Here is a 23011-nt window from a genome sequence, read left to right on the forward strand (position 1 = left end):
TAAGTAATTTAGAAAAAACAACAGATATGGGTCACGATCATTCTCACGAAAGTTCTGGAAAGAATCTTAAGCTGGCATTTTTCATAAATGTTGGGTTTACCATTATCGAGATCATTGGAGGATTTCTTACCAATAGCGTCGCAATCATTTCTGATGCCTTGCATGACCTGGGAGATAGTTTGTCACTCGGGCTTGCGTGGTATATAGAGGGTAAGGCTAATAAAAAGGGGGCTACAGACGAATTTAGCTTCGGGTATGCCCGCTTCAGGCTTTTGGGTGCTTTAATTAATTCTGTTGTTCTTGTAGCGGGTTCTATTTATATTATTTACGAAGCAATTTCCCGACTCCAGAATCCGGAGGCTGTTGACTCAAAGTACATGATCGGTTTCGCTATCCTCGGAGTGTTGGCAAACGGTTATGCTGCCTGGAAGGTAAGTGGAGGAAAATCTTTAAATGACAAGGTTGTAAGCTGGCACCTCCTGGAAGATGTATTGGGATGGGTCGCTGTTCTTATTGTGGCTATTATTCTGCAGTTTAAAGACTGGTACATTCTGGACCCAATCCTCTCGCTGGGTATTACGCTTTACATCTTATGGGGTGTCGGCAGAAGACTTAAAGACACCCTTCATCTGCTTCTGCAGGGGGTTCCGGAAGGATTGGATATGCAGGAAGTCAAAAAGCAGCTACAGCAGGTTGATCACGTCAATTCTATTCATCACATGCATGTTTGGTCCCTGGATGGGGAACACCATGTGCTAACCGCTCACCTGGTCCTGGAAAAGATCAGCCACTTCGATCAAATAGATGACGTGCGGCAGAAGGCTATAGAGTCTGTGGAAGAGTGGGATTTTAGCCATCATACGTTTCAGTTAGAACTCGATAAGGAAAAATGCCCGATGCTGAAGAGTCACTAAAACTAATTTACTAAAGCTTGACGTAAGTATGAATAAAAGCATTTTCACTATCCAAAAGATGGACTGTCCTTCCGAGGAACAGATGATAAGAATGAAACTTGAACCGGTTGACCAGGTAAAGCATCTGGAATTCGATATTAATCGGAGAAAACTCGAAGTATATCATACAGGGAATGGGAATGAAATCCACCGCGCCATTAGCCAGTTGGGTTTAAATGACAGACTTGAGGAAACAACTGAAGCTGTCTTGCCTTTGCCCTCAGATGATTCCCATCAAAAGAAAATTTTGTGGTGGGTACTCGGAATCAACTTCGGGTTCTTTCTTCTGGAAATGACCACCGGATTAATTTCAAACTCAATGGGTCTTATTGCCGATTCTCTGGACATGCTTGCAGACGCCTTTGTTTATGCGCTAAGTCTGTTCGCTGTGGGAACATCTATAGGAAGAAAAAAGAGAATAGCAGGAATAAGTGGTTATCTACAAATGGGACTGGCTTTGGTGGGATTTGCAGAGGTCTTGAGAAGATTTTTTTCAAGTACCGATATGCCTCTGTTCGAGTGGATGATATTTGTTTCCATTTTTGCCCTCGCCGGAAATCTGATCTCTCTTTGGCTCATTAACAAAGCTAAAAGCGATGAGGCTCACATGCAAGCCAGTGCTATTTTCACTTCCAACGATATCATTGTAAACGGTGGAGTAATACTGGCCGGAGTTCTCGTGTATTTCCTCGACAGTAAGTGGCCCGATTTAATTATTGGAGGCATTGTTTTTTCATTTGTCATGCGAGGCGCTCTTCGAATTTTGAAATTATCAAAGTAGAGCGGGTTGACTTGGAAAGCCGCGACTTTATAACAGAAGTTTAAGAAGGAGCAGGATGTAAATGGTTAATTTAGAGTACAAAACCCTCTTTTTTACCGGAAATGAGCGAATTCTTAATGGTTTTATTACTTGCCGCTATGCCTGCCGTGGGGAATTTTTCAGGCGGTTTGCTGGCAGAGTGGATCAATGTTTCCGAAAAAACCTTGAATTTGGCGCTTCACTTCGCTGCAGGTATAATACTCGCTGTTGTAGGTTTAGAATTAATGCCTACTGCACTTGAAGTAGAGCAACCATGGATTCCCATTGCAGCTTTTATGGGAGGAGGCTTCACTTTTCTTCTTCTGGAAAAAGCGGTTCATTTCATTAAAGACCGGTTCGGAGGTGAAGGCAAGGCAACGGGATCTGCCTGGGGGATCTATTTGGGAGTTGCCATTGATCTTTTTAGCGATGGCATCATGATAGGTACAGGATCTACTGTATCAGTGTCTCTGGGGCTCCTTCTCGCCCTGGGGCAGGTACCTGCAGATATCCCGGAAGGTTTTGCCACAATTGCCACTTTCAAGAGCAAGGGAGTACCTAAGAAAATGCGCTACTTACTTGCAGCCGGTTTTACAATTCCTATTCTCCTCGGCGCTACAATTGGTTTTTGGACAATGCGCAACAGTGGTGATTTAGTTAAATTCAGTCTGCTGGCATTTACTGCCGGTATCCTGCTCAGCGTCGCCATCGAAGAAATTTTAACAGAAGCTCATGGTAAACCCGATCCTGTCTATGCTTCTGTTCTTTTGACTTCAGGTTTTTCCCTGTTCGCATTGCTAACGGTTTATTTAGAAGGCTAAAAAAAATAGACTATGAATATCTGGTTATGGGCTTTAGTTCTGATTGCAGCTGTCTGGGCAGCGCACTGGGGTGCGGAGCACTTGTCAAAACCTTTGAAAAAGTTAAGAAAACAATGGGGCTTTTCGGTAGCTGCCGGCGGGGCCTTAATTGGTTTGGCAGCAGCAAGTCCTGAAATAGGAATTAATATCACCAGTGCAGTAACCGGCGTGGGAGATATTGGTCTGGGGACCATGTTTGGCTCTAATGTTATTGCTATTCCTTTAATGGTCATAACCGCTTACATTGCGACCAGGCATCTAAAAAATAAGAACAAAGATGAAGGACACCAGGAGCACAAGAAGGAGCACCTCCTAAAAGTAGATCCCACGGCCGTAACAGTCCAGGCTTTACCATACTTGGTAATTGTAGCAGTAGTAGCTATACTAACTGTTCCTTCTGCCTGGAGAGGATTACAGCCCGTGGATGGCTGGATAATGTTGGGAATGTATATCGCTTTTCTTGCTCAGGCTCTCCTTAGAGGAAAAAAAGAAAGGGAAAAAGTGGAATGGAAGAAAAAGGAGATCTGGTTAGCGGTAGCAGGCCTGGTTGCTTTAGGTTTAGGCGCCTTTTTCACAGTTCGTGCTACAGAAAACCTGGTTTCCTCCTTTGGATTAGCACAAATAGTGGGTGGTTTATTTATTACAGCTCCAATGGCTGCATTGCCCGAAGTTTTTGCTACCTGGAGTGTAGCTAAAAGTGGTCAGATAACTTCGGGTGTCACCAGCGTCATAGGAGATCATGCCGTTACGCTTACCGTAGCCTTTTTTCCTCTGGCCTTGGTGGGCCTGCCGGTAAGCAACTTTACCTTATTTGTGACGGTTTTGAGCTTTGTAGGATTAGTAGGTATTCTTTATGCCGCTTTTATTCATATGGGCAGCAAGAAAAGCGGACATGGTTTTAAACGGTGGCAGGTCGTTACCCTTGGAGGTGTGTTGCTCGTTTACATAGCAGTTGTTCTTTTTGGGGTACTAAATATCATGAATAATTGATCATGTATGCAATACACACATCATGAACCGTCACTTTAATACCGGATCCTGAATTCGAGTTCCGAAGGAATATAGGTAGTTGGACATGGTTCTGTTCCTGGCATTCTATAGTTGTTTAGGATCCAATATAAACTTACCCTTAGGAAGCGTTTTCGCGATCTATGTATTTATTTCACTTCCTTTTTCCCTCCTGTTTAAAAAAGACCTTCGATTTTAAGGAAAAAAGCAGTTTCAATCAAACAACGCTTGCAACGGTAATGAAAAAAGATACAACTGTTGATTTTCAGTACTTTATAAAAACATAGCTCCGCCGAATCACCCGTAGCAACCGTAAATTCAACCGTAAATCAACCGTGACATTGGTAGCGGTTGCAACCGTGAGTCAACCGCACCGGTTGCAGCGGTTGCAACGGCAGGTATTTATCTGAAAATTCAGAAACTGAATGAGGAAAAGCAATCATGTGAAAGGCTTTTTGAATATAATCTTACCAGGCTGCTTTTTTCCGCAGAATATCTATTTTTGCCAAAGAGTAGCAACTGTTATAGCAACGGCTTAACCAGCACTAATCTTGCTAATAATGAACTGTTTCGTTTGCTAATTACTTCAGGATAATTTTTTTTGCAACGGCGAAGCAACTGCAGTAGCATCTGCGAGTATATCAAAAAGGACCATACATCCGCAACAGTAAATAAAACCACTACTATGAGTTTAAAACTTAATATCCCAAATGGTATAATTTTTCACTCCTATTTTTTATTCTGGAAAGATATCAATCACGTAGAGGAATTTTTTACTCGAAGATTTGAGAATTACCTTTACAATTATAGTCATGAGCGAAGCAAAATAGAGGATTCTTCAGGGAGCAGTAAATTATATTATTCGGGAGTGACCAAAGACGGAATAGAAATCACAGAAATTGATTTTATTAACCAGGAAATTTATAAGTTAAATAGAATTCCTTTAGAAACTGTAGACTTTGACGGAAGGAAGAGAGTGGAATTCTACCGGCAGTACCTTCAAAAAAGATTAATGAACATCTTAATGGGAGAAACAAAGCCTTTGCCAAAACCAGAGATCGATTTAGATGAAAAAATTACCCGTACCACCTGGTTTAAAATAGGGATAACTTTTGCCACTGGTCAAGCTCAGGAACTTTATGAAAAATACAAGCAGGAGAAAGGTCACTTCACGAAAATGGCTATAAAATTAGGTTTTAAAGAAACTGATCGTCCTTATTTTTCCGAGACCATCAATAACAGTACTATTGGTAATAAGAACCTCTACTCCAGCCCGGATAAGCTTAAAACCATATACGCCTATTGTCAGGTAAAGAATATTGAAGTATGTCATGATTTTATAGCTCAAATCGAATCCATTTAAATCCCTTTCAATAAACCGTACTGAAACCGTACTGGTACGGCAATGAGTACCAAACTTACTGCAGCACATTTGGCTTATCAATTAAATCAAAAGTCAAATGGAAAACATTTTTTTACAGGGCACCACTACAGATAAGTTGGTGGACCTTATTTCTCAAGATGTAAAGCGCCAACTTGAAGCGTTTAAAAAGGAATTAACTAACGAGCAGGCAAATGATGAGCTTCTTACCCGGGAGGAAGCATGTCAATTCCTAAAAATCAACTCTTCGACGCTGTGGGCGTGGACCAACAAAGGCAAAGTAAAAGCCTATGGCATTGCTAACCGCCGGTACTACAAAAGGAGTGAATTGATGGAATGTTTAACCGTACTTAAAAAGTAAGGCTATGAATTCATCAACAATCCAAAATCTCGTAACAGCTGATCTTGATTATCAAATCAGCAAAATGGTTATTCCTCAGTCTACTCCAGATGAAATCTTAGACAACCTCATTGAGCATATCAAAAAAATAGATTTTTGGGTGCTGGCATTTCCCAAAATAGTTGAATTAAGAGAAGAAATAAAAAGACTGGAGGCAGAAGTCTATATCGATGGCATCTTAAATGAAGATAAAAAACAGGAGGAAAAGGAGTATCGAAAGCTTTTAAAAGAGCTGAAAGCCCTAAAACTTACCAAGAACCACTACCTAATCTTGTGCATAGAGCAACTCCTTAAAATAGCGAAAAAAAATAATTGGGGGTTGTGCAAAAAACACGGTTTTATTTATTTGTACAATGGTTGTTTCTGGACGGAAATTGAAAAGGAGCGTTTTGAATCCTTTTTAGGGGATGTTGCACTAAAACTGGGAGTGGAAAAATTTAGGGGTAAGATACACACCTTCAAAGAAGAGCTTTTCAAACAATTCATGTCAGACGCGTATCTACCTACTCCACAAGCTAAAAGTGGCAAGGTTCTGATTAATCTGCAAAATGGCACCTTTGAAATAAGCCCTAAGAGCAGGAAATTGAGAGATTTTGACCCTAAAGATTTCTTAACGCATCAATTGCCATTTGAATATATACCACAAGCTACAGCACCTCTTTTTGAGAACTACCTAAATGAGGTAATACCCGATCCAGATAAGCAGAAGGTATTAGCTGAATATATAGGGTATCTGTTTGTAAAACCATCTATACTTAAATTAGAAAAAATGCTGATTCTGTTCGGAACCGGCGCGAACGGAAAAAGTGTATTTTTTGAAATAATCAGTGCTCTTTTAGGACCCGAGAATGTCTGCAACTATTCTCTCCAGAGCCTGACCAATGAAAACGGATACTATAGGGCCAAGATAGGAGACAAGCTGGTAAATTACGCCAGTGAAATCAACGGCAGACTCGAATCTGCCACATTTAAGCAAATGGCTTCTGGTGAACCTTTAGAAGCTCGATTACCACACAGAGATCCTTTCACTTTGCACGAGTATGCAAAGCTTATTTTTAACTGTAATGAACTTCCTAAAGATGTAGAGCATACTGCGGCCTTCTTCAGAAGGTTTTTAATTATAGAATTTGATGTTACCATACCAGAAGAAAAACAAGATAAGGAACTCTCAACCAGAATAATCCAAAATGAACTGTCCGGGGTCTTTAATTGGATTCTGAAGGGCTTAGATCGCTTACTGAGTCAGAAAAGATTTACTAGTTGTAAAGCAATAGAAGAAGCTATACATACATATAAAAATGAAAGTGACAGTGCTAAACTATTTATGGACGAAATGGGCTATGAGCGAAGTGCTGAAACCTACACTCTAATCAAAAATCTATATCAACAGTACGTTTCTTTCTGTATTGATGAAGGAGCCCAGCCCCTGAAAAAATTGAATTTCAGAAAAAGATTAAGCCACCACGGCTTTTACGTAAAAAAGGCTACTGAAGGGTACATAGTTTATGCTGACATCAAATCAAATACAGAGGAAGATGATCTCGAATTCTAAGTATTCACTCGATAATAGCAGCAAAAAATATCCTTGCCCTGCTTGTAATAAAAAAACATTTGTGAAATATGTTGATATTGAAACCGGATATTATTTGAAGGACAGTTTTGGGCGTTGTGACAGGGAGAGCAAATGTGGCTATTACCATGCTCCTCCAAAAGAGAATAAATACTATTTGATAACATTTCTATTCGTAGAAAGTATATCGGATAAAGCGTACCGAGCAACCGAAAGCAACGGCCACTTGCACTTTATTCCGACCTCTCAAGTTCTCGACAAAAATGGTAATAGTTTCTGGATAACAGAATGGTGGCTAAAGACTAATGGTATTGCTTATCTGGGGCATCAGAGCAAGAATATTGTATCTAATAAAGTAGGTGGTAGTGCGGTTGCAACGATAGCAACCGCATCACCCGTTGCCGCGGGTGCAACTGCATTAAGTGAACCAGATAAGGCCAGTTTTCATAGCTTGAAACTATTGGACCAGTTGTATAACGAAGAACCAGTAACGGAAAACTTAGAGGTTTATTTGAACACCCTATTTACAGAAAAGCAGGTTTTCAAAGCTAAGCAGAACTATCTCTTAACCGGCACTACCATGTTTTGGAATAAAGCCACTATTTTTTGGCAGATAGATCAGAACGAAAAAGTACATGCAGGAAAAATAATGCTATACGATTCTTCTACCGGCAAGAGAATTAAGAAATCATACAATCACATCAATTGGGTTCATAAAGCCCTAAAAGAACCGGATTTCAACCTAAATCAATGCCTGTTTGGGCTACACAGGATCAAAGAAGACTACAGTAAATCAATAGCCATTGTAGAAAGCGAAAAAACAGCTATAATCATGAGCATTATTGTTCCCGATGTTCTTTGGTTGGCAACCGGAAGCAAGCAAAATCTGAAGACTCGACTACTGGAGCCATTGGCTGGTCGAAAAATAGTACTATATCCAGACAAGGGTGAATATGAGAATTGGAGAAGCAAAGCTGAAGTAATAAAGAAAAACGGATTAAAGGTCGAAGTCAGCGATTTTCTTGAGGAATTGCCATTAAAACCGGGTGCGGATCTGGTGGATTATTATATATCCAGCTTACGGGAAAATGCAGGAAATGCAGGAAATGCACATTCTTAATATAAATTATTTGTGATAAAGGAATTGCAATTTTACAATGGCAATGAAGTATCTGTATCTCCCAGTATTTCTCAACGACTACCTTTATATTTCTTCTTTTTTCTTGTTGTAGTAATTCTTCTTTATCTGGCGTATCAAATATTCTTTATAGATTCGAAATGGGATGGTTTAAGTTTTCTGGTAGGATTTTAATAAAAAAAGGAGACATTATGTCTCCTTTTCCACATCAGTAACAACCAAAAACTAATCACTTAAATCATCTATGGTAGCATCTGGAGAATTCTTCTTCACAGAAGCAATACCTTTTTCTAATGCAGCTTTAGAAGAGTAAGTCTCACTTGAACCTACTACTTGTCCATTGGTCGATTTTAAATTGAACCTGTGACCAGAAGGAACTTCTTTAATTTCGAATCTCTCATTAACCTGAGAATTCTTTTGAACAGAAGCAATACCATTTAAACATGAAGCTTTGGTCTTGTATGCTTCACTACTTAAAATAATTTGACCATTACGTGCTTTAAGATTAAATATGAACTGACCAGACTTATCTTTTTTAATTTCAAATTTTGCCATTGTATTAGAATTTGTTTCTTTAAATGTAAGAAAATTGTAGGAAAGGAGGAAAAGTAGATAAACTTCTCTATTCAGTTGTAATAGGTAATCCTAAAAGCAATGAGGAGTTTTTCAAAGCTAAAAAGTTCATTTCGCAAAACCTATTAGATATAGTCATCCGTTTTTCTTTGGAAAAAAAATGCAGATTTAAGCCTACTACAAGTCCTTTAGAATATATTTACCATACAATTATCGTACAATACAGGCAACAAAAAAACCGTAAACTACTAATTATCAGCAGCATTACGGTTTCTTTCTGTGGTCCCACCTGGGCTCGAACCAGGGACCACCTGATTATGAGTCAGGTGCTCTAACCAACTGAGCTATAGGACCGGCTCAATCTACTTGAGAGGCCGCAAATTTAGAGATTTGTGCATTACCTAACAAGCATTTCAAAAATATATTTCGCAAATTCCATTTTAGGAATCCCACACTTCTTCCCCTTCAGGTAAAGGCTCGGGCTCTTTCTTGATCTCCTGGCACAGCTCCACCAGCACCCCATTCGAAGATTTTGGGTGCAGGAAGGCGACCAGCTTGTTATCGGCTCCCTTCTTAGGTTTCTTGCTAATCAATTGAAAACCTTCCTCCTGCAGGCGCTGCATTTCAGCTTCAATGTCTTCAACATCAAATGCGATATGATGTATGCCTTCTCCCCTTTTGGCAATGAATTTTGCAATAGCACTATCCTCATTCGTCGCGGCAAGTAGTTCGATCTTGCTTTCCCCTACTTTAAAAAAGGAAGTATCTACACCCTCGCTTTTTACCTTTTCAGTCTTATAGCTCTGCGTATTTAAAAGCTTTGAATAAATTTCATTCGCCGCTTCAAGGTCCTCTACGGCTATTCCAATATGTTCGATCTTTCTCATTGGTTATTGATTTGGTCAGCTGGTTGCATGAGTATCTCCCCTGTAACCTGGTTTTTTAGTTTAAAGATAAAAAGTCGGACGGGTTTGAAAGCAAAAGAGAAAGCTATTAACTAAGATTTTAAGATTTGAGCTGTAAATGTTCTATTTTTGTAGCATGGAAGAAACGAACAGACAGAAAAAAATAGGTGGGGTTATACAGCGGGATCTGGCCGATATCCTCCAGTCCCACTTGAGAGATGCAGGAAGAACAGGAATTTTAATTTCTGTTTCAAAAGTGAAGGTGACAACAGATCTTTCGCAGGCAAAGGCTTATCTGAGCATTTTCCCGGCCAAGAATGCAAAAGATATACTTGCCGAACTCAACGAGCTTAAGCCGAAGATAAAACACGAAGTGGCACAGCGCACCAGGAACCAGTTGCGGAGAATGCCCAATCTGGAATTTTTCATTGACGACTCTCTCGATTATATCGAAAACATTGAAAAATCTATTAAAGGTGAAGACAATCCCATCGAACAGCCCGATCTGCTTTCGAAGCGGAAAAAATCTTAAGCCTTGAATTTCCCCTTTTACATAGCCCGTAGGTATTTGTTCTCAAAAAGCAGCAACAATGCCATCAACATCATAACTATTATTGCGGCTATTGGGGTCTTCGCGGGGGCTTTCGCCCTTTTTATAGTACTTTCAGGTTTTACCGGCCTTAAAGACTTCAGCCTTTCCTTTTCAAATGAATATGATCCCGATCTCAAGGTGCTTCCGGCAACGGGGAAAACCTTCAGCTTTACTTCGGAAGAGAAGACAAAACTCAAAAATATTGAGGGAATTTCGACCTTTTCAGCGGTAATAGAAGAGCGGGTATTCCTGGATTTCAGGTCTAAAAACAAAACAGCCTATATCAAAGGTGTCGATGAAAATTTCCTGAAGGTCAATAAGCTGGACAGTGCCATAGGAATGGGCGGCTGGTTCCATCCCGAAGAAGCTCAGGTGGTGATTGGAAATACCATTTCCCACGAACTCAATCTTGGCACCTTCAACTACATGAACTTTTTGGAGATCCTCGTGCCACGGCCAGGAACCGGGCAGATTTTGGATCCTACACGGGCTTTTAATTCAAAAAGAGCAGTAGTTTCAGGGATCTACAGCATAAATGAAGAACTTGACGATAAATTTGTCTTTACTTCAATAGGCTTCGCCCGGGACCTGCTAAACCTCAATTCTAATGAGATCACCGGCCTGGAATTAAAGCTCAAACCCGGTGCAGACTACGAACGGGTAAAAAAAGAAGTACATACGGCTTTAAATAATGAGGTAGAAATAAAGAACAGAGCACAGTTGAATGACGCGCTTTACAAGATGCTCAACACCGAAAATCTTGCAGTATATTTAATTTTCACGCTGGTATTGATCATTGCCCTCTTCAACGTAGTAGGTTCCATAATTATGGTTATTCTCGATAAGAGGGAAAATATTAAGACCCTTCACAGCCTAGGAGCCACGCCTGGACAAATAAAAAATATCTTTTTTGCACAGGGAGTTTTTATGACCCTGCTAGGAGGTAGTATAGGGCTGCTATTCTCTATTTTTGTAGTCTTTTTGCAGCTGCAGTACGACCTGGTGATGATCACCCCAACCTTAGCCTATCCTGTTGCAATCACAGGACAGAATATCGCTATAGTATTGATTACCATAACCGCTTTGGGCACCATCGCCTCATATATCGCGGCAAGCCGAAGTAAAAAAGCAATTGTTTAGTCGGTAGTCTTTAGACAGTAGACTTTAGAAATTCGAATATTTTTCTGAATAAAGAATGTTCATAGCTCCAAAGGAAGCTGCCTAAAAAATCTTAATTTTCCTTTGCTTCAAGTCGTGGGGAACCGAATGTTCGGAAGGTTGTGCCTCAGGGAGTCTTAAGCAAATTGGTATCCTGCGAAATCGCGTTCCACCTCATCAAAGGCCGCGAACACATCTACTGCATCATCGCTGGTGACCATCTTTTGCCGGTATTCCTTAAAGTGCGGAATTCCCTTGAAGTAGTTGGTATAATGTCTTCGGGTCTCAAAAACTCCCAGCTTCTCCCCTTTCCAGTCAATCGCCATTTGAAGGTGACGCCGGGCAGCGTCAAGGCGTTCTTCCATGGTAGGAGGGGCAAGATGTTCTCCGGTCTTGAAATAATGCTTCACTTCTTTAAAGAACCACGGATAACCTATACTGGCTCTTCCAATCATTGCACCATCGAGTCCGAATTTGTCACGCATCTCCATAGCTCTTTCGGGCGTGTCTACGTCGCCGTTCCCAAAGATTGGGATATGCATTCGTGGATTGTTCTTAACTTCGGCAATTGGTGCCCAATTTGCTTCTCCCTTATACATCTGCACTCTTGTGCGGCCGTGAATTGAAATTGCACTGGCGCCCACGTCCTGAAGTCTTTCGGCTACCTCAACGATCTTAATTGAATCGGCGTCCCACCCCAGGCGGGTCTTTACTGTAACAGGAAGTTTCGTATGTTTTACCATGGCTTCGGTAAGGGAAACCATAAGTGGAATATCTTTTAAGATCCCGGCACCGGCTCCTTTGGAGACCACTTTCTTTACGGGGCATCCAAAGTTAATATCAATAATGTCTGGGCCTGACTTCTCCACGATCTCGACCGACTGAAGCATGGAATCAAGATTGGCTCCAAAGATCTGAATTCCGACAGGTCTTTCTTTTTCGTAGATATCCAGCTTCATCACGCTCTTAGCCGCATCGCGAATAAGTCCTTCTGAAGAAATGAATTCGGTATAGACCACATCGGCACCCTGCTCCTTACACAAAGCCCGGAACGGCGGATCACTTACATCTTCCATTGGTGCTAACAACAACGGAAATTCTCCTACATCTATGTTTCCTATTTTTGCCAAACTATCTGTTTTTCAGGCTGCAAAAATAATGAAATTAATTCAGTTCAAAATGCTGTGGTTTTTTTGCCACGAATTCACGAATTATTTTTTGTCTGGTCGAGGGAAGTTGACATCTTTTTTATTTCACGCAAAGTTCGCAAAGAAGGCGCAAAGAGCGCAGAGGTGACAGTGGTATAAGAGTGTATTAATCCGTAAACCTTATTCCTTAATCCTTTAAAAATTTCCCGCTGATCCCGCAGATCTGCGCAGAGTTATCAAACTGCTTTTCAATGTAATGAAATTTGGAATTTGGTGCTTGGAATTTTTGATACCTGAAATTTGATGCACAAAAATTTCTGATCACTGATCACTGATCACTGAACACTTAAACTGCCTACTCCCAACTGCGCACTGCCTACTAACTTACAGTCTCTCCCTCTCAGCTGCTTCAATCGACCTCTGGTTATCGCTTAGCCTGAAATTACCAAAATTGTACTTGAATCCCACACGAACGTAGCGGGTTTCTGGCCGGGCAAAATAACCATTGTCCTGGTTGAGATAGTTCGATCTGAGCCAGGTATTCGTCTCGTTAAGTACGTCTTCAACATTAAGACTAACCTCTGCGCGATTGTTCCACAAAGTCTTTCGAAGTCCTATCGAAAGGGTAGTAAAGGGATCCATAATATAAGAACCGCTAAGGAAATTCGAGACATAGGTTAAACTGGTCTCTCCTGTAAAGGTTCCATCTTTTGAGATTGTGAAGTTGTTATAGAAGCTTCCGTAAAACCCATCAATTTCTAATGTTACCGGCACATCACCGCTTTCAAGAGCTATGAAACTTCTCTTTTCATTAAAGGCATTTAGATACAAATATGAATACCACCAGCTAAATAGCGATCTACCGTGACTAAACTGGATCCCATAAGTTGTACTCTCCTCTAAATTCACATAAGCTCTCCTAATAATCCGGGCTTCATTATCCTGAAAACTCAGGCTTTGAGGGGTATTCCCGCTGTCGGTATAGAAAAGATCAATAAAATATTCATTTTTTAATGCGTAACTAAGAGAGTAGCTATTAGCAATGGCCGCTCTCAAGGCAGGATTTCCGGCATTAAAATCAAACTCGGTAAGGTAATACCTGAAAGGATTCAGACTTTCATAACGCGGTCGTTGTATCCTTCGGCTGTAGTCGAAGGTAAGGCTGTGATTATCATTGAAACTGTGGAGCAGATAAAAGGTAGGAAATAGTTCAAAATAATTCCGTGAATCTATCTGTTGCAGGGAGCGGGAATCACCCCACCGGTCTGTATACTCACCTCTTAATCCCCCCTTGACACTCCATTTCTCCCAATCCTTTGCGAGGGAAAAATAGGCGGCATAGATCGTTTCATCGTATAGAAAATTGTCTGATTGTTGTTGATCGTAGGATCTTTCCCCTGTAGCGGTATCAATTTGATAATAATCAATTCCGCTTTCAGAATCAATAAAAGAAGCTTTTGCACCAAGTTCAAAGCTGGTACTTCCAAGAGGGGTCATATAATCGATCTGGCCTGTGTAAATATCTATTCCCTGCCGGGCATCGGTAGAAAAAAGCCTCTCCTGGTCTGGCAATGTTAATTCGTCAATAGTAGTGGCTACCAGCTGTCCCCTGTCCTGATCAAATCTCGTGTAATGTCCCCGTGCTGAGATCTGTGCACCGGGCTTGTTAAAAAGGTGCTTGTATTCAAGATCAAGGGCAACGTTAGAAAGATCTTCTTCCAGTTCGCTATCGGTAATGAGATTAGCAGATTCAACCCCGCCGTTGATGACTCTTGTGAAGACATCATTATCGAAGGTCTTATTTGGGGAAATTGTAAAATTGGAAGAGAAGTTCAGGATATTATTATCATCAAAATTATAATCGAGCAGCACATTAGCACTATGAGCATTGGAACGGGTAATGCGCTCAAAATCTGTTTCCCATCGTGTAGTAATATCACCATTCCCATCCATGAAATTGATGTAACTGTCATCCTCTTTAAATTCCTTTCGCGGGGAATAATTATAGTTTGTAAAGAGATTTAGTTTTTTCGTCTTGTAGTAATGACTTGTTCCAAGCTGGTACTTCGGAAAGACAGCTTGTGTCCATGCTCCATTAATATTTCCTTTGTAACCGGGAGCTATGCCCTTGGTCGTTACAATATTGAGTATCGCACCACCTTCGGCATCATAGCGAGCCGGTGGTGTGGTTATCACTTCAATGGACTTAATATTTTCTGCGGAATAATTCTCAAGAAGGGTCTGTAATTCGGAAGCAGAAAGCTGCACTTTGCGGTCATTGATATAAACCTGCACTCCCTGGTTTCGAACCATCAGGGAATTTCCCGAAAGAATAACTCCCGGAGTCTTTTTGAGAATATCCCAAGAGTTTCCTGTAGAAAGGGTGGTGTTCTCTACGTTAAACACAAGCCGGTCTACCTCTCTTTTTACTGAAGGATTTTTGTAGTTGATGGAAACCTCATTTAGTGTAGCAGTATCATTTTGAAGAACAAGATCTCCCAAATTCAGCTTTTTTGAAACCTCTATTTTCCGAAGTAGATCCTGGAATCCGACAAAACTTATCTTAAGCAGGTAATCGTTCTCCTCAACTGCATTGAGAACAAATTCGCCATTTTCTGAAGAAACGGCTCCTTTATAAACACTTGTGGAATCCTGTGCATCCAGCAATATAACATTGGCAAAAGCTATCGGCTGCCAGGATGGATCCAGTACACGGCCTTCGACCGAATGCTGGCTAAAACCTGAAAAAGAACACAAAAACAAAAGCAGGCACAGTGGGGGGCTGTAATATTTAATCATGCAAAATGGTTGGTTAGTGCTGGATAATGTTAACGAAATCAAACAAATATAGCATTAATAGTATGATAACAAAAGATTTTAACCCTCCTGCTGCAGAAGACGCAAGCCTATTTTACGGGAGCTGCTTTTAGAGCGTCATAGAGTACCTGCTGTACTTGTGTGCGGGTGTTGAGCTGGGACAGCCTATTATTTTCCCGCGTTGGAAGAACGCGGTTGGAGAGAAAAATGTATATGAGGTTGTGCTTTGGATCAACCCAGGCCATTGTGCCTGTAAAACCTGTATGCCCAAAACTTTCCTTAGAAGCATCCTTTGCCGTATTGTTACTTACTCCCCTGTATTCAAGATTAGGTTTGTCAAACCCCAGGGCTCTACGGTTGTCGTTTTGCGGAAACTGGCTACGGGTGAATTCCGATAAGGTCTCTTCCTGCAAATATCGCCGGCCACCATATTCCCCGCCATTGAGATACATTTGCAGGAGCTTGGCGAGATCATTGGCATTGGAAAAAAGACCTGCATGACCCGATATTCCACCCAATAATATAGCACCTTCATCATGAACATCACCGTGGATCAATTTTTTCCTGAAAAAAAAATCATTTTCTGTAGGCACTATATCGGCGGGAGAAAATGATTCTGAAGGATTGAACATGAGGCTTGTGGCGCCAAGAGGATCATAGAACTCCTCCCGTAGATACCTGTCAAAAGCTTCTTCTGAAATGTTCTGCACGATCCAGGGAGCCAAAATAAAGAAGAAGTCAGAATAGACATACTTCTTTTCATCGCTTATCTCTGATTTTCTTATTGCCTTCCTTATCTTCTTGTGGTAATTGCGGTGCAGGTACATATCATCGGCAATTTTTATAGGATATCTCCTAGAAGAATCCTGCTGAACAGTCCACCATCTAAAACTGCCATTTTTGCGATACATTTTTTTCCAGAAAGGGATCCATGGCTGAAAACCAGCCTGGTGCGCCAGGATATCACGATAAGGAATATCTTTCTTGTTGGATCTTCTAAAATCTCTCAGATGATCAGCAAGGGTCTGGTCGAGCTGAAACTGCCCTTCCTCGTATAGCTTCATGATGGCGGGCATGGTGGCTGCTATTTTTGTCACCGAAGCCAGGTCATAAAGATCAGTCCTCTCCACGGGAATTGTGTCAGAGTATTTATGCTCCCCATAAGCTTTGTAAAAGACAACTTTTTGGTCCTTTGCCACCAGCACTTGTCCACCCGGAGTGGCTTTCATTTGCATCGCCTGCTGCATAAGGGAATCAATTCCTCTTTCAAGTACATCCGAATTCATTCCCACAGCTTCGGGCATGGAGTAACTCAAGCGGATCTTTTCCAGAAGATCAAGCCCCTCTCCTGCCCTAAATTTATCACCGATACTCACAGGAAGTTTTCCCGTTGCTCCTATCCCTCCAAAAATGACCTCTGCAGCTTTCTTTTGTGTCATTTCTGAATCCTGGTAAGTCAACAGCAGCGCCGGTGCTTTTTCGATATTCTTCAGCTTATCGATCACATAAGGGTTTTTAAAAAAGCTGATGATCGTATTATCATTACCTGAAGCTTCAGCAATAAGATCTACGACAGGATCAGAAAATTTCATGGTATTGCGCGGAAACCTGCTGTCATCGTGAATTCCCAGAATGACCAGGTTATACTCCTGAAGTTTCTCCTTAAGTTCTGCTATTTCTGAAGCGTCAGCATCTGCCGGAAGCTGAAAATCTTCCACATCGGCATACAGTTGCAGAGCTTTTTGAAATTCAGTTTTCTTTTTTGCACCAATAGACACGGAAGCGATCTTGAACACTTCCAGTTCCCGTAAAGGCATGAGACTTTTGTCATTTTTGAGGACTGTAAGTGAAGCCTCTACCAATTGTTCATGTAGCAGTTTTGCTGCAGGAGAGTTCAGCTTTTTTTGAAGGCCTTTTTTCTTTACCGGTTCGTACTGGTTCAGCCCAACCCATTGTTTGACCGAAAGCACCTTACGAACTTTCTCCTCGATCTCAGCTTCAGTGATCAGCCCTAGGTCAACTGCTTTTTTCACCTCCTCAATGGTCTTTGGAACATCTTCGGTAAATTCCAGCAGGTCATTTCCGGCTAGAATGGCATCTTTATCCACCACCCCGGGAAGGTTACCCTTGGTCACCCCTTTCATGTTCATGGCATCGGTCACGATAAGCCCCTGGAAATTTAGCTTTTCCTTTAAGAGTTCGGTAATGATGGGACGGGATAAAGTGGAAGGTAAACCTGAAGCATCCAATGCCGGAATATTCAAATGGGCAACCATTACTCCCCCAACACCGGCTTCAATAAGTCTGCGGAAGGGATAAAGCTCCAAGGAATCGAGTCTTTCCAGCGGATGGTTGATTTGTGGCAGGGCATAATGTGAATCTGTATCTGTGTCCCCGTGGCCGGGAAAATGTTTTGCAGTGGTGAACAGCTTGTGGTCCTGCATACCCTTCATGTAGGCGATAGATTTGTCGGACACATTAATTTTGTCCTCGCCAAAACTCCTGAAGTTGATCACAGGATTAGCCGGATTATTATTTACGTCCACTACCGGGGCGAAATTGACGTGCAAACCACTCAGTCTAATCTGCCGGGCCATCTCCCTCCCCAACTCATAAAGCAATTCATCATCCTGAATCGCTCCAAGTGCCATTTGAAACGGATAGCTGATAGTATTGTCCAGGCGCATTCCCAGGCCCCATTCTGCATCAATAGCCCCTAATAACGGCACTTTTGACACCTCCTGGTAGTCGTTCATTAGTTCCACCTGACTCACCGCATCTCCCTGAAAAAAAATAAGCCCCCCGATCTTCTGCTCCTCAATGAGCTTCAGGATGTCCTTTTTGTGTTTTTCCCCACGATTTGAATAAGCAGCTACCATGATCAACTGCCCAATTTTCTCTTCAAGAGTAAGGCTGTTGAGCGTGGAGTCTACCCATTTGCTGTTCTGGTACTCAAGAAATGGTGGAGCACCTTCAGAAGAGATTTGAGCCGGGGCGGACCCTATAGTTATAAGAGTAACTAAAATAAAGAAACATATAGGGTTAAGTCGCATCTTAAAAAAATTGAAATCCGAAATATAAGATTAAACTTTGATGTAGATCTTCTTTTTATCCATCCAATAGCCTATTACCCATAACAGAAGTACATAACTAACGGCAAACAGTAGGGATGCATTGTAGTCATTGAGCCAGGTTAGAAAGAAATTTTTATAGATGAATGCTTTGACACTGCTGCCATTTATAAATATAATGCTCATGAGACCTATTATCATTCCCGACAAAGCGTAAATAAATAGTGGATTTCTGCCAAAAGCTTCAAAAAAATAGGTCCATTTTTTAACCTTAAGAATTTCTATGATCCAAATGAGACCTGCAATCAGAACAAGATCCCAGCCAATGGTCAGCAGCACATAAGAGCTGGTCCAAATGGGTTTATTTATAGGAAAAGTGAGATCCCAGAGGTTCGCAAGGATCAGAAAAATGATTCCGGTAACAGTAAGTTTAACAATGGTGGGATAACTATTTCCGGATCTTTGAATAAAAATTCCGGCGAGGTATCCTGCCAATACACTTACAATGGCCGGTAAGGTGCTCAATAACCCTTCCGGATCAAAAGGAATTCCGAAGCCATGGTAAAGGTTTTCAGGCGGTATAAGAAGCAGGTCGAATTTCAAAGCGGCATTTCCTTCCAATCCATAGGGATTGCCAGGATCCCCAAAGAACCACATCAATCCCCAATAGGCTAATAGGATAACCACCCCTGTATAAGTTGAACCCTTTATTCCGAGGTAACGCACTATGAGAGACGCAAGCAGGTAGCAAATGGCAATACGCTGCAATACTCCCATGATACGAAGAGAGGAGAGATCATTCCAGATATATTCACCTTCTGAGTAGTGCAAAAATGGAAAAGCATTCAAAAACAAACCAATTACAAAGATCAGGAAGCTCCTCTTAAGCACCTTCTTCAGAAAAATAGCATCAGTCTGGTTCTTAAACTTCTTCATGCTAAAACTCATAGCATTTCCCACTACAAAAAGAAAAGTTGGAAAAACCAGATCGGTAATGGTAAATCCATGCCAGGCAGCATGCTTGAAAGGAGCATAAATTGTACTCCAACTACCAGGTGTGTTTACGAGGATCATTAGGGCAATGGTCATTCCTCTTAAAACATCAAGAGCCGGATATCGCTGTTTTAACTTCCCTGCAGGCGCTATTTCGCTGTGTACCTGAAAGGATTGAGCTTTTTCCATGATTGAAGATTAATGGGTGAAGGCTTAAAACATTGAAGAAAATGATTAATTAAAGTATTACTTTCTACTGATTTAAATATATAAAATTTCAGGAAATGAATATACTTTAATAAAATTTTTATATAAGTCTTGGAGAAGAAAAATGTTTGTTCTAATTTTAGTTCAGGACGCACTCAAGACTTCTGTTCCATATTGTAAAGCATGATTAAACCTGAAATCTTAGGTAGGGCTGAATCTTTAGAAGATTCCAGCAATGTAGAGCGTAAAAAACATCTTCTAAAATTAAAGATCCTTCAATATTTTTATTTTGAAGGAGCTAAGACCAATTCACAGATCTGCGACCACTTCAACATTAGCTCGCCTACCTCAGTTAAAATTCTCAATCAGTTGAGAAAGGAAAGGTGGGTAAAGAAAGATGGTACAGGTAAGTCGGTCGGTGGAAGAAAACCGGACCTTTACCATCTTGAAGAAAATAGTTTTTATGTTGTAGGCGTACAGCTGAACAGGTTTAGAATAAGGACTGCCATTTTTGACAACCACAGTAGTAAGATCCTGGAATTAGAAGAAACACCTTTTAATATTGAGAAGGAAAAGAATGTAGTTGATCACTTGTACAGATTAATCAAGAGTTTGATCAAAGGATCAAATTTACCTTCCGACAAATTAATGGGAATTGGAGTAAGCATGCCGGGATTGGTTTCTTCACAGGAAGGTAAAAATTTCACTTATTTCTCTTCAGAGGAACAGTCGGAATCCCTTCAGCGGGTACTTCAGGAAAGATTGGAGAAACCTGTACATTTTTTAAATGATGCAAAAAGTGCTTGTTTAGCCGAATCAAAGTTTGGGCTTGCGAAGAACAGGAAAAATGTTCTTGTGATTTCCATGGATTGGGGAATAGGTCTTGGAATTATTGTAGATGGTAAGATGCACCAGGGTACCTCGGGCTTTGCAGGAGAATTTGGACATATCCCGCTTGTAGACGATGGTCGGCTTTGTCACTGTGGAAAACGCGGATGCCTGGAGACTGTAGCTTCCGGAATGGCTTTAACCCGAATGGTTCAGGAAGGAATAAGGGCAGGTGAAAGCTCCATTCTGAATAAACTTTCTCCGGAAGAACTGGAGGGGCTACAGCCGGAGACCATCATTGAAGCTGCCAACCAGGGCGATCAATTCGCTATAAACACCCTTTCTAAAGTAGGAATTGACCTGGGAAAGGGAATTGCTATTCTCATACAGTTGCTCAACCCCGAGCTTATCATACTAGAAGGGAAATTTGCCGATGCTAAACAGTTCATTACCACCCCCATACAGCAATCGATGAACACCTACTGCATGGCACAGCTACGGGAAAAAACTAAAATAGAGCTTTCCAGCCTGGGAAAAGATTCGGTTTTACTCGGATCTGTTGCGAAGGTTATGGAAAGCATTTTTGAAGAACAAATAGCGATGGTGAGTAACTGAAGAAATTTATGAGCATTGCTTTTTATAGGACCCACAATACTTTAATATCATGGCTAGATTAAACTTACTTGAAGAAACCCGTTTTGAAAAAGTACCTGTTACCGTTGTTAAGGATCAACATATAGCTTCAAAAATAGTAGCAAAAAGAATAGCGGACCTCATTAAAAAAAAACAAATAAAAGGCGAAAAAGCTGTCCTGGGATTGGCTACCGGTGCTACTCCTATTGAGGTTTATGCCGAGCTCGTAAGGTATCATAAGGAGGAAGGCCTAAGCTTTCGTAATGTAGTTACATTTAACCTGGATGAGTACTATCCTATGGAACCTACTTCCAAGCAAAGCTATGTCAAGTTCATGCATGAACACCTTTTTGATCATGTCGATATTCTAGAGCAGAACATACATATACCCGACGGAACACTGAAAAAAGAAGACATCGCAGAATACTGTATAGCCTATGAGAACAAAATTGGTGCTTTAGGAGGTTTGGACTTACAGATACTTGGTATAGGCCGCACCGGCCATATTGGATTTAACGAACCCGGTTCTGCACCCAATTCCGGTACCCGGTTGGTAACATTAGACGATCTTACCAGGCGCGATGCCTCAAGGGATTTTGGAGGAAAAGAGAATGTACCAACAAAAGCCATCACCATGGGGATTGGAACTATCTTCAAGGCCAGAGAGATCATCCTTATGGCCTGGCATACCAAGAAAGCCTCTATTATAAAGAAGGCTGTGGAGGGAGAAATTTCGGCAGATGTTCCGGCTACTTACCTTCAATTATCGGATAATACCGAGTTTATTTTAGACCATGACGCGGCATCTGAACTTACTCGTTTTGATACCCCATGGTTGGTAAAAGATTGCCTGTGGGATGATAATCTTATAAAAAAAGCAGTCATCTGGTTATCGACAGAGGTGAACAAACCTATCTTAAAGTTGACCGAAGAGGACTATAACAGTCACGGTATGGCACAGCTCGTTACCGAAAAAGGACCGGCTTACGACATAAATATAAAGATCTTTAATCAGCTTCAACACAGTATAACCGGATGGCCGGGAGGCAAACCCAATGCCGATGATTCTCAGCGACCGGAACGTGCAAAGCCTGCACAAAAGAGATCTCTTATCTTTTCACCTCATCCGGATGATGATGTAATTTCCATGGGAGGAACGCTTATAAGGCTGGTAGATCAGGGGCATGATGTACATGTCGCCTACCAAACGTCCGGTAATACGGCGGTGTGGGACATAGACGTTCTTAGATATATTGAGTTTGCAATAGACTTTAATAAGAGTCTGGGAGAAAATGTAAACAAACTGGAAGAGACCTATGAAAAAATGCGGGATTTTATAAAGAGAAAGCAGGCCAATGAAATTGACATACCTGAAGTGAGAGATGTAAAGGCCTTTATTAGAAAAACAGAAGCCCACGCGGCTGCAAGATATGCAGGCGTCATTGATGAAAATATCCACTTCATGGCCCTACCTTTTTATGAAACGGGTAAAACAGTTAAAAATCCGGTTACAGATGTAGATGTGAAAATGACTGTAGATCTACTTCAAAAGATTAGGCCCCACCAAATTTTTGCAGCAGGTGATTTTGCCGATCCACATGGTACTCACCTGGTTTGTTTCAACATTGTGATAAAAGCTATGGAACAGTTACGAAAAATGGAAGAATGGGCACAAAATACCTGGTTATGGATGTACCGGGGGGCCTGGCATGAATTCCAAACCCATGAGATAGAAATGGCAGTACCTCTATCCCCGCAGGAAGTAACGAGAAAAAGAAATGCCATTTTTCAACACCAGTCTCAAAAGGACAGGCCGGTATTTCCCGGCGATGATGAGAGGGAATTTTGGGTGCGTGCACAAGAACGCAATCGTGAAACAGCTATAAACTACGATAAATTGGGATTAGCCAATTATGAAGCTATGGAGGCTTTTGTAAAATGGAAATTCGAAGCAGTCTAAAAAGCCACTCGAATAAC

Annotated in this window: 18 protein-coding genes and 1 tRNA gene; 12 read left to right on the forward strand and 7 right to left on the reverse strand. The window is 41.2% G+C overall.

Annotated features, from left to right (window positions below):
* Positions 1-26: 26 nt before the first annotated feature.
* The 8 genes from VR862_RS06540 to VR862_RS06575 all read left to right on the forward strand — a co-directional run bounded on the left by VR862_RS06540 (position 27) and on the right by VR862_RS06575 (position 8091).
* Positions 27-914 (forward strand): cation diffusion facilitator family transporter, encoded by an 888-nt coding sequence (locus VR862_RS06540; protein ID WP_097055092.1) that lies wholly within the window; start codon positions 27-29, stop codon positions 912-914.
* A 28-nt stretch (positions 915-942) separates the two neighbouring features.
* On the forward strand, positions 943-1734 hold the full coding sequence (locus VR862_RS06545) for a cation efflux transmembrane domain-containing protein (protein ID WP_097055093.1): 792 nt from the start codon (positions 943-945) through the stop codon (positions 1732-1734).
* A gap of 101 nt (positions 1735-1835) precedes the next feature.
* On the forward strand, positions 1836-2573 hold the full coding sequence (locus tag VR862_RS06550) for a ZIP family metal transporter (RefSeq protein WP_097055094.1): 738 nt from the start codon (positions 1836-1838) through the stop codon (positions 2571-2573).
* Between the two features lie 12 nt (positions 2574-2585).
* Positions 2586-3602 carry a sodium:calcium antiporter gene (locus VR862_RS06555; RefSeq protein ID WP_097055095.1) on the forward strand — a complete coding sequence of 339 codons (1017 nt, stop codon included), beginning with the start codon at positions 2586-2588 and terminating at the stop codon, positions 3600-3602.
* 703 nt (positions 3603-4305) lie between these two features.
* The gene (locus VR862_RS06560) at positions 4306-4983 is read left to right on the forward strand and encodes a hypothetical protein (protein ID WP_143544416.1); all 678 of its coding nucleotides are present in this window, start codon (positions 4306-4308) and stop codon (positions 4981-4983) included.
* 97 nt (positions 4984-5080) lie between these two features.
* On the forward strand, positions 5081-5362 hold the full coding sequence (locus VR862_RS06565) for a helix-turn-helix domain-containing protein (RefSeq protein ID WP_097055097.1): 282 nt from the start codon (positions 5081-5083) through the stop codon (positions 5360-5362).
* Between the two features lie 4 nt (positions 5363-5366).
* Positions 5367-6953: a DNA primase family protein gene (locus tag VR862_RS06570; protein WP_218839722.1), complete on the forward strand. Its 1587-nt coding sequence runs from the start codon at positions 5367-5369 to the stop codon at positions 6951-6953.
* Positions 6937-8091 carry a DUF6371 domain-containing protein gene (locus VR862_RS06575; protein ID WP_143544418.1) on the forward strand — a complete coding sequence of 385 codons (1155 nt, stop codon included), beginning with the start codon at positions 6937-6939 and terminating at the stop codon, positions 8089-8091. Before VR862_RS06570 ends, VR862_RS06575 begins: the two co-directional genes overlap by 17 nt.
* A gap of 243 nt (positions 8092-8334) precedes the next feature.
* Here the strand turns inward: VR862_RS06575 and VR862_RS06580 are convergent, their stop codons facing one another.
* The 3 genes from VR862_RS06580 to mce form a co-directional block, all read right to left on the reverse strand.
* A complete protein-coding gene (locus VR862_RS06580) occupies positions 8335-8664 on the reverse strand; it encodes a YegP family protein (RefSeq protein ID WP_324720158.1) in 330 nt (109 codons plus the stop codon).
* Positions 8665-8962: 298 nt separating this feature from the next.
* Positions 8963-9036 (reverse strand) — tRNA-Ile (locus tag VR862_RS06585).
* An 86-nt stretch (positions 9037-9122) separates the two neighbouring features.
* Positions 9123-9569: a methylmalonyl-CoA epimerase gene (gene mce / locus VR862_RS06590; protein WP_324720159.1), complete on the reverse strand. Its 447-nt coding sequence runs from the start codon at positions 9567-9569 to the stop codon at positions 9123-9125.
* Between the two features lie 154 nt (positions 9570-9723).
* Here mce and rbfA point away from each other — a divergent pair, with 154 nt between their 5' ends.
* Complete coding sequence (gene rbfA / locus VR862_RS06595; RefSeq protein WP_324720160.1) at positions 9724-10119, forward strand: 30S ribosome-binding factor RbfA; 396 nt, start codon at positions 9724-9726, stop codon at positions 10117-10119.
* Positions 10120-10122: 3 nt separating this feature from the next.
* Positions 10123-11319 (forward strand): ABC transporter permease, encoded by a 1197-nt coding sequence (locus VR862_RS06600; protein ID WP_324720161.1) that lies wholly within the window; start codon positions 10123-10125, stop codon positions 11317-11319.
* 155 nt (positions 11320-11474) lie between these two features.
* Here the strand turns inward: VR862_RS06600 and dusB are convergent, their stop codons facing one another.
* From dusB to VR862_RS06620, 4 genes are all read right to left on the reverse strand, one after another.
* Positions 11475-12467: a tRNA dihydrouridine synthase DusB gene (gene dusB / locus VR862_RS06605; RefSeq protein ID WP_324720162.1), complete on the reverse strand. Its 993-nt coding sequence runs from the start codon at positions 12465-12467 to the stop codon at positions 11475-11477.
* A 402-nt stretch (positions 12468-12869) separates the two neighbouring features.
* Positions 12870-15284, reverse strand: coding sequence for an outer membrane beta-barrel protein (locus VR862_RS06610; protein ID WP_324720163.1), 2415 nt, complete (start codon positions 15282-15284; stop codon positions 12870-12872).
* Positions 15285-15391: 107 nt separating this feature from the next.
* Positions 15392-18355 (reverse strand): serine hydrolase domain-containing protein, encoded by a 2964-nt coding sequence (locus VR862_RS06615; RefSeq protein WP_324720164.1) that lies wholly within the window; start codon positions 18353-18355, stop codon positions 15392-15394.
* Positions 18356-18385: 30 nt separating this feature from the next.
* Positions 18386-19555 (reverse strand): acyltransferase family protein, encoded by a 1170-nt coding sequence (locus VR862_RS06620; protein WP_324720165.1) that lies wholly within the window; start codon positions 19553-19555, stop codon positions 18386-18388.
* Between the two features lie 201 nt (positions 19556-19756).
* Here VR862_RS06620 and VR862_RS06625 point away from each other — a divergent pair, with 201 nt between their 5' ends.
* Together VR862_RS06625 and nagB are read left to right on the forward strand one after the other, a co-directional pair.
* A complete protein-coding gene (locus tag VR862_RS06625) occupies positions 19757-21016 on the forward strand; it encodes an ROK family protein (RefSeq protein WP_324720166.1) in 1260 nt (419 codons plus the stop codon).
* Positions 21017-21065: 49 nt separating this feature from the next.
* The gene (gene nagB / locus VR862_RS06630) at positions 21066-22994 is read left to right on the forward strand and encodes a glucosamine-6-phosphate deaminase (protein ID WP_324720167.1); all 1929 of its coding nucleotides are present in this window, start codon (positions 21066-21068) and stop codon (positions 22992-22994) included.
* The last annotated feature ends 17 nt before the right edge of the window (positions 22995-23011 follow it).

Source organism: Salinimicrobium aquimaris, from assembly GCF_035607535.1.
In the GTDB taxonomy this organism is placed as follows: domain Bacteria; phylum Bacteroidota; class Bacteroidia; order Flavobacteriales; family Flavobacteriaceae; genus Salinimicrobium.

Coding starts and splice junctions, on each gene's coding strand:
- VR862_RS06540 (WP_097055092.1), top strand. CDS start 27: ATGGGTCACGATCATTCTCACGAAAGTTCTGGAAAGAATCTTAAGCTG.
- VR862_RS06545 (WP_097055093.1), top strand. CDS start 943: ATGAATAAAAGCATTTTCACTATCCAAAAGATGGACTGTCCTTCCGAG.
- VR862_RS06550 (WP_097055094.1), top strand. CDS start 1,836: ATGAGCGAATTCTTAATGGTTTTATTACTTGCCGCTATGCCTGCCGTG.
- VR862_RS06555 (WP_097055095.1), top strand. CDS start 2,586: ATGAATATCTGGTTATGGGCTTTAGTTCTGATTGCAGCTGTCTGGGCA.
- VR862_RS06560 (WP_143544416.1), top strand. CDS start 4,306: ATGAGTTTAAAACTTAATATCCCAAATGGTATAATTTTTCACTCCTAT.
- VR862_RS06565 (WP_097055097.1), top strand. CDS start 5,081: ATGGAAAACATTTTTTTACAGGGCACCACTACAGATAAGTTGGTGGAC.
- VR862_RS06570 (WP_218839722.1), top strand. CDS start 5,367: ATGAATTCATCAACAATCCAAAATCTCGTAACAGCTGATCTTGATTAT.
- VR862_RS06575 (WP_143544418.1), top strand. CDS start 6,937: ATGATCTCGAATTCTAAGTATTCACTCGATAATAGCAGCAAAAAATAT.
- VR862_RS06580 (WP_324720158.1), bottom strand. CDS start 8,664: ATGGCAAAATTTGAAATTAAAAAAGATAAGTCTGGTCAGTTCATATTT.
- mce (WP_324720159.1), bottom strand. CDS start 9,569: ATGAGAAAGATCGAACATATTGGAATAGCCGTAGAGGACCTTGAAGCG.
- rbfA (WP_324720160.1), top strand. CDS start 9,724: ATGGAAGAAACGAACAGACAGAAAAAAATAGGTGGGGTTATACAGCGG.
- VR862_RS06610 (WP_324720163.1), bottom strand. CDS start 15,284: ATGATTAAATATTACAGCCCCCCACTGTGCCTGCTTTTGTTTTTGTGT.
- VR862_RS06615 (WP_324720164.1), bottom strand. CDS start 18,355: ATGCGACTTAACCCTATATGTTTCTTTATTTTAGTTACTCTTATAACT.
- VR862_RS06620 (WP_324720165.1), bottom strand. CDS start 19,555: ATGGAAAAAGCTCAATCCTTTCAGGTACACAGCGAAATAGCGCCTGCA.
- VR862_RS06625 (WP_324720166.1), top strand. CDS start 19,757: ATGATTAAACCTGAAATCTTAGGTAGGGCTGAATCTTTAGAAGATTCC.
- nagB (WP_324720167.1), top strand. CDS start 21,066: ATGGCTAGATTAAACTTACTTGAAGAAACCCGTTTTGAAAAAGTACCT.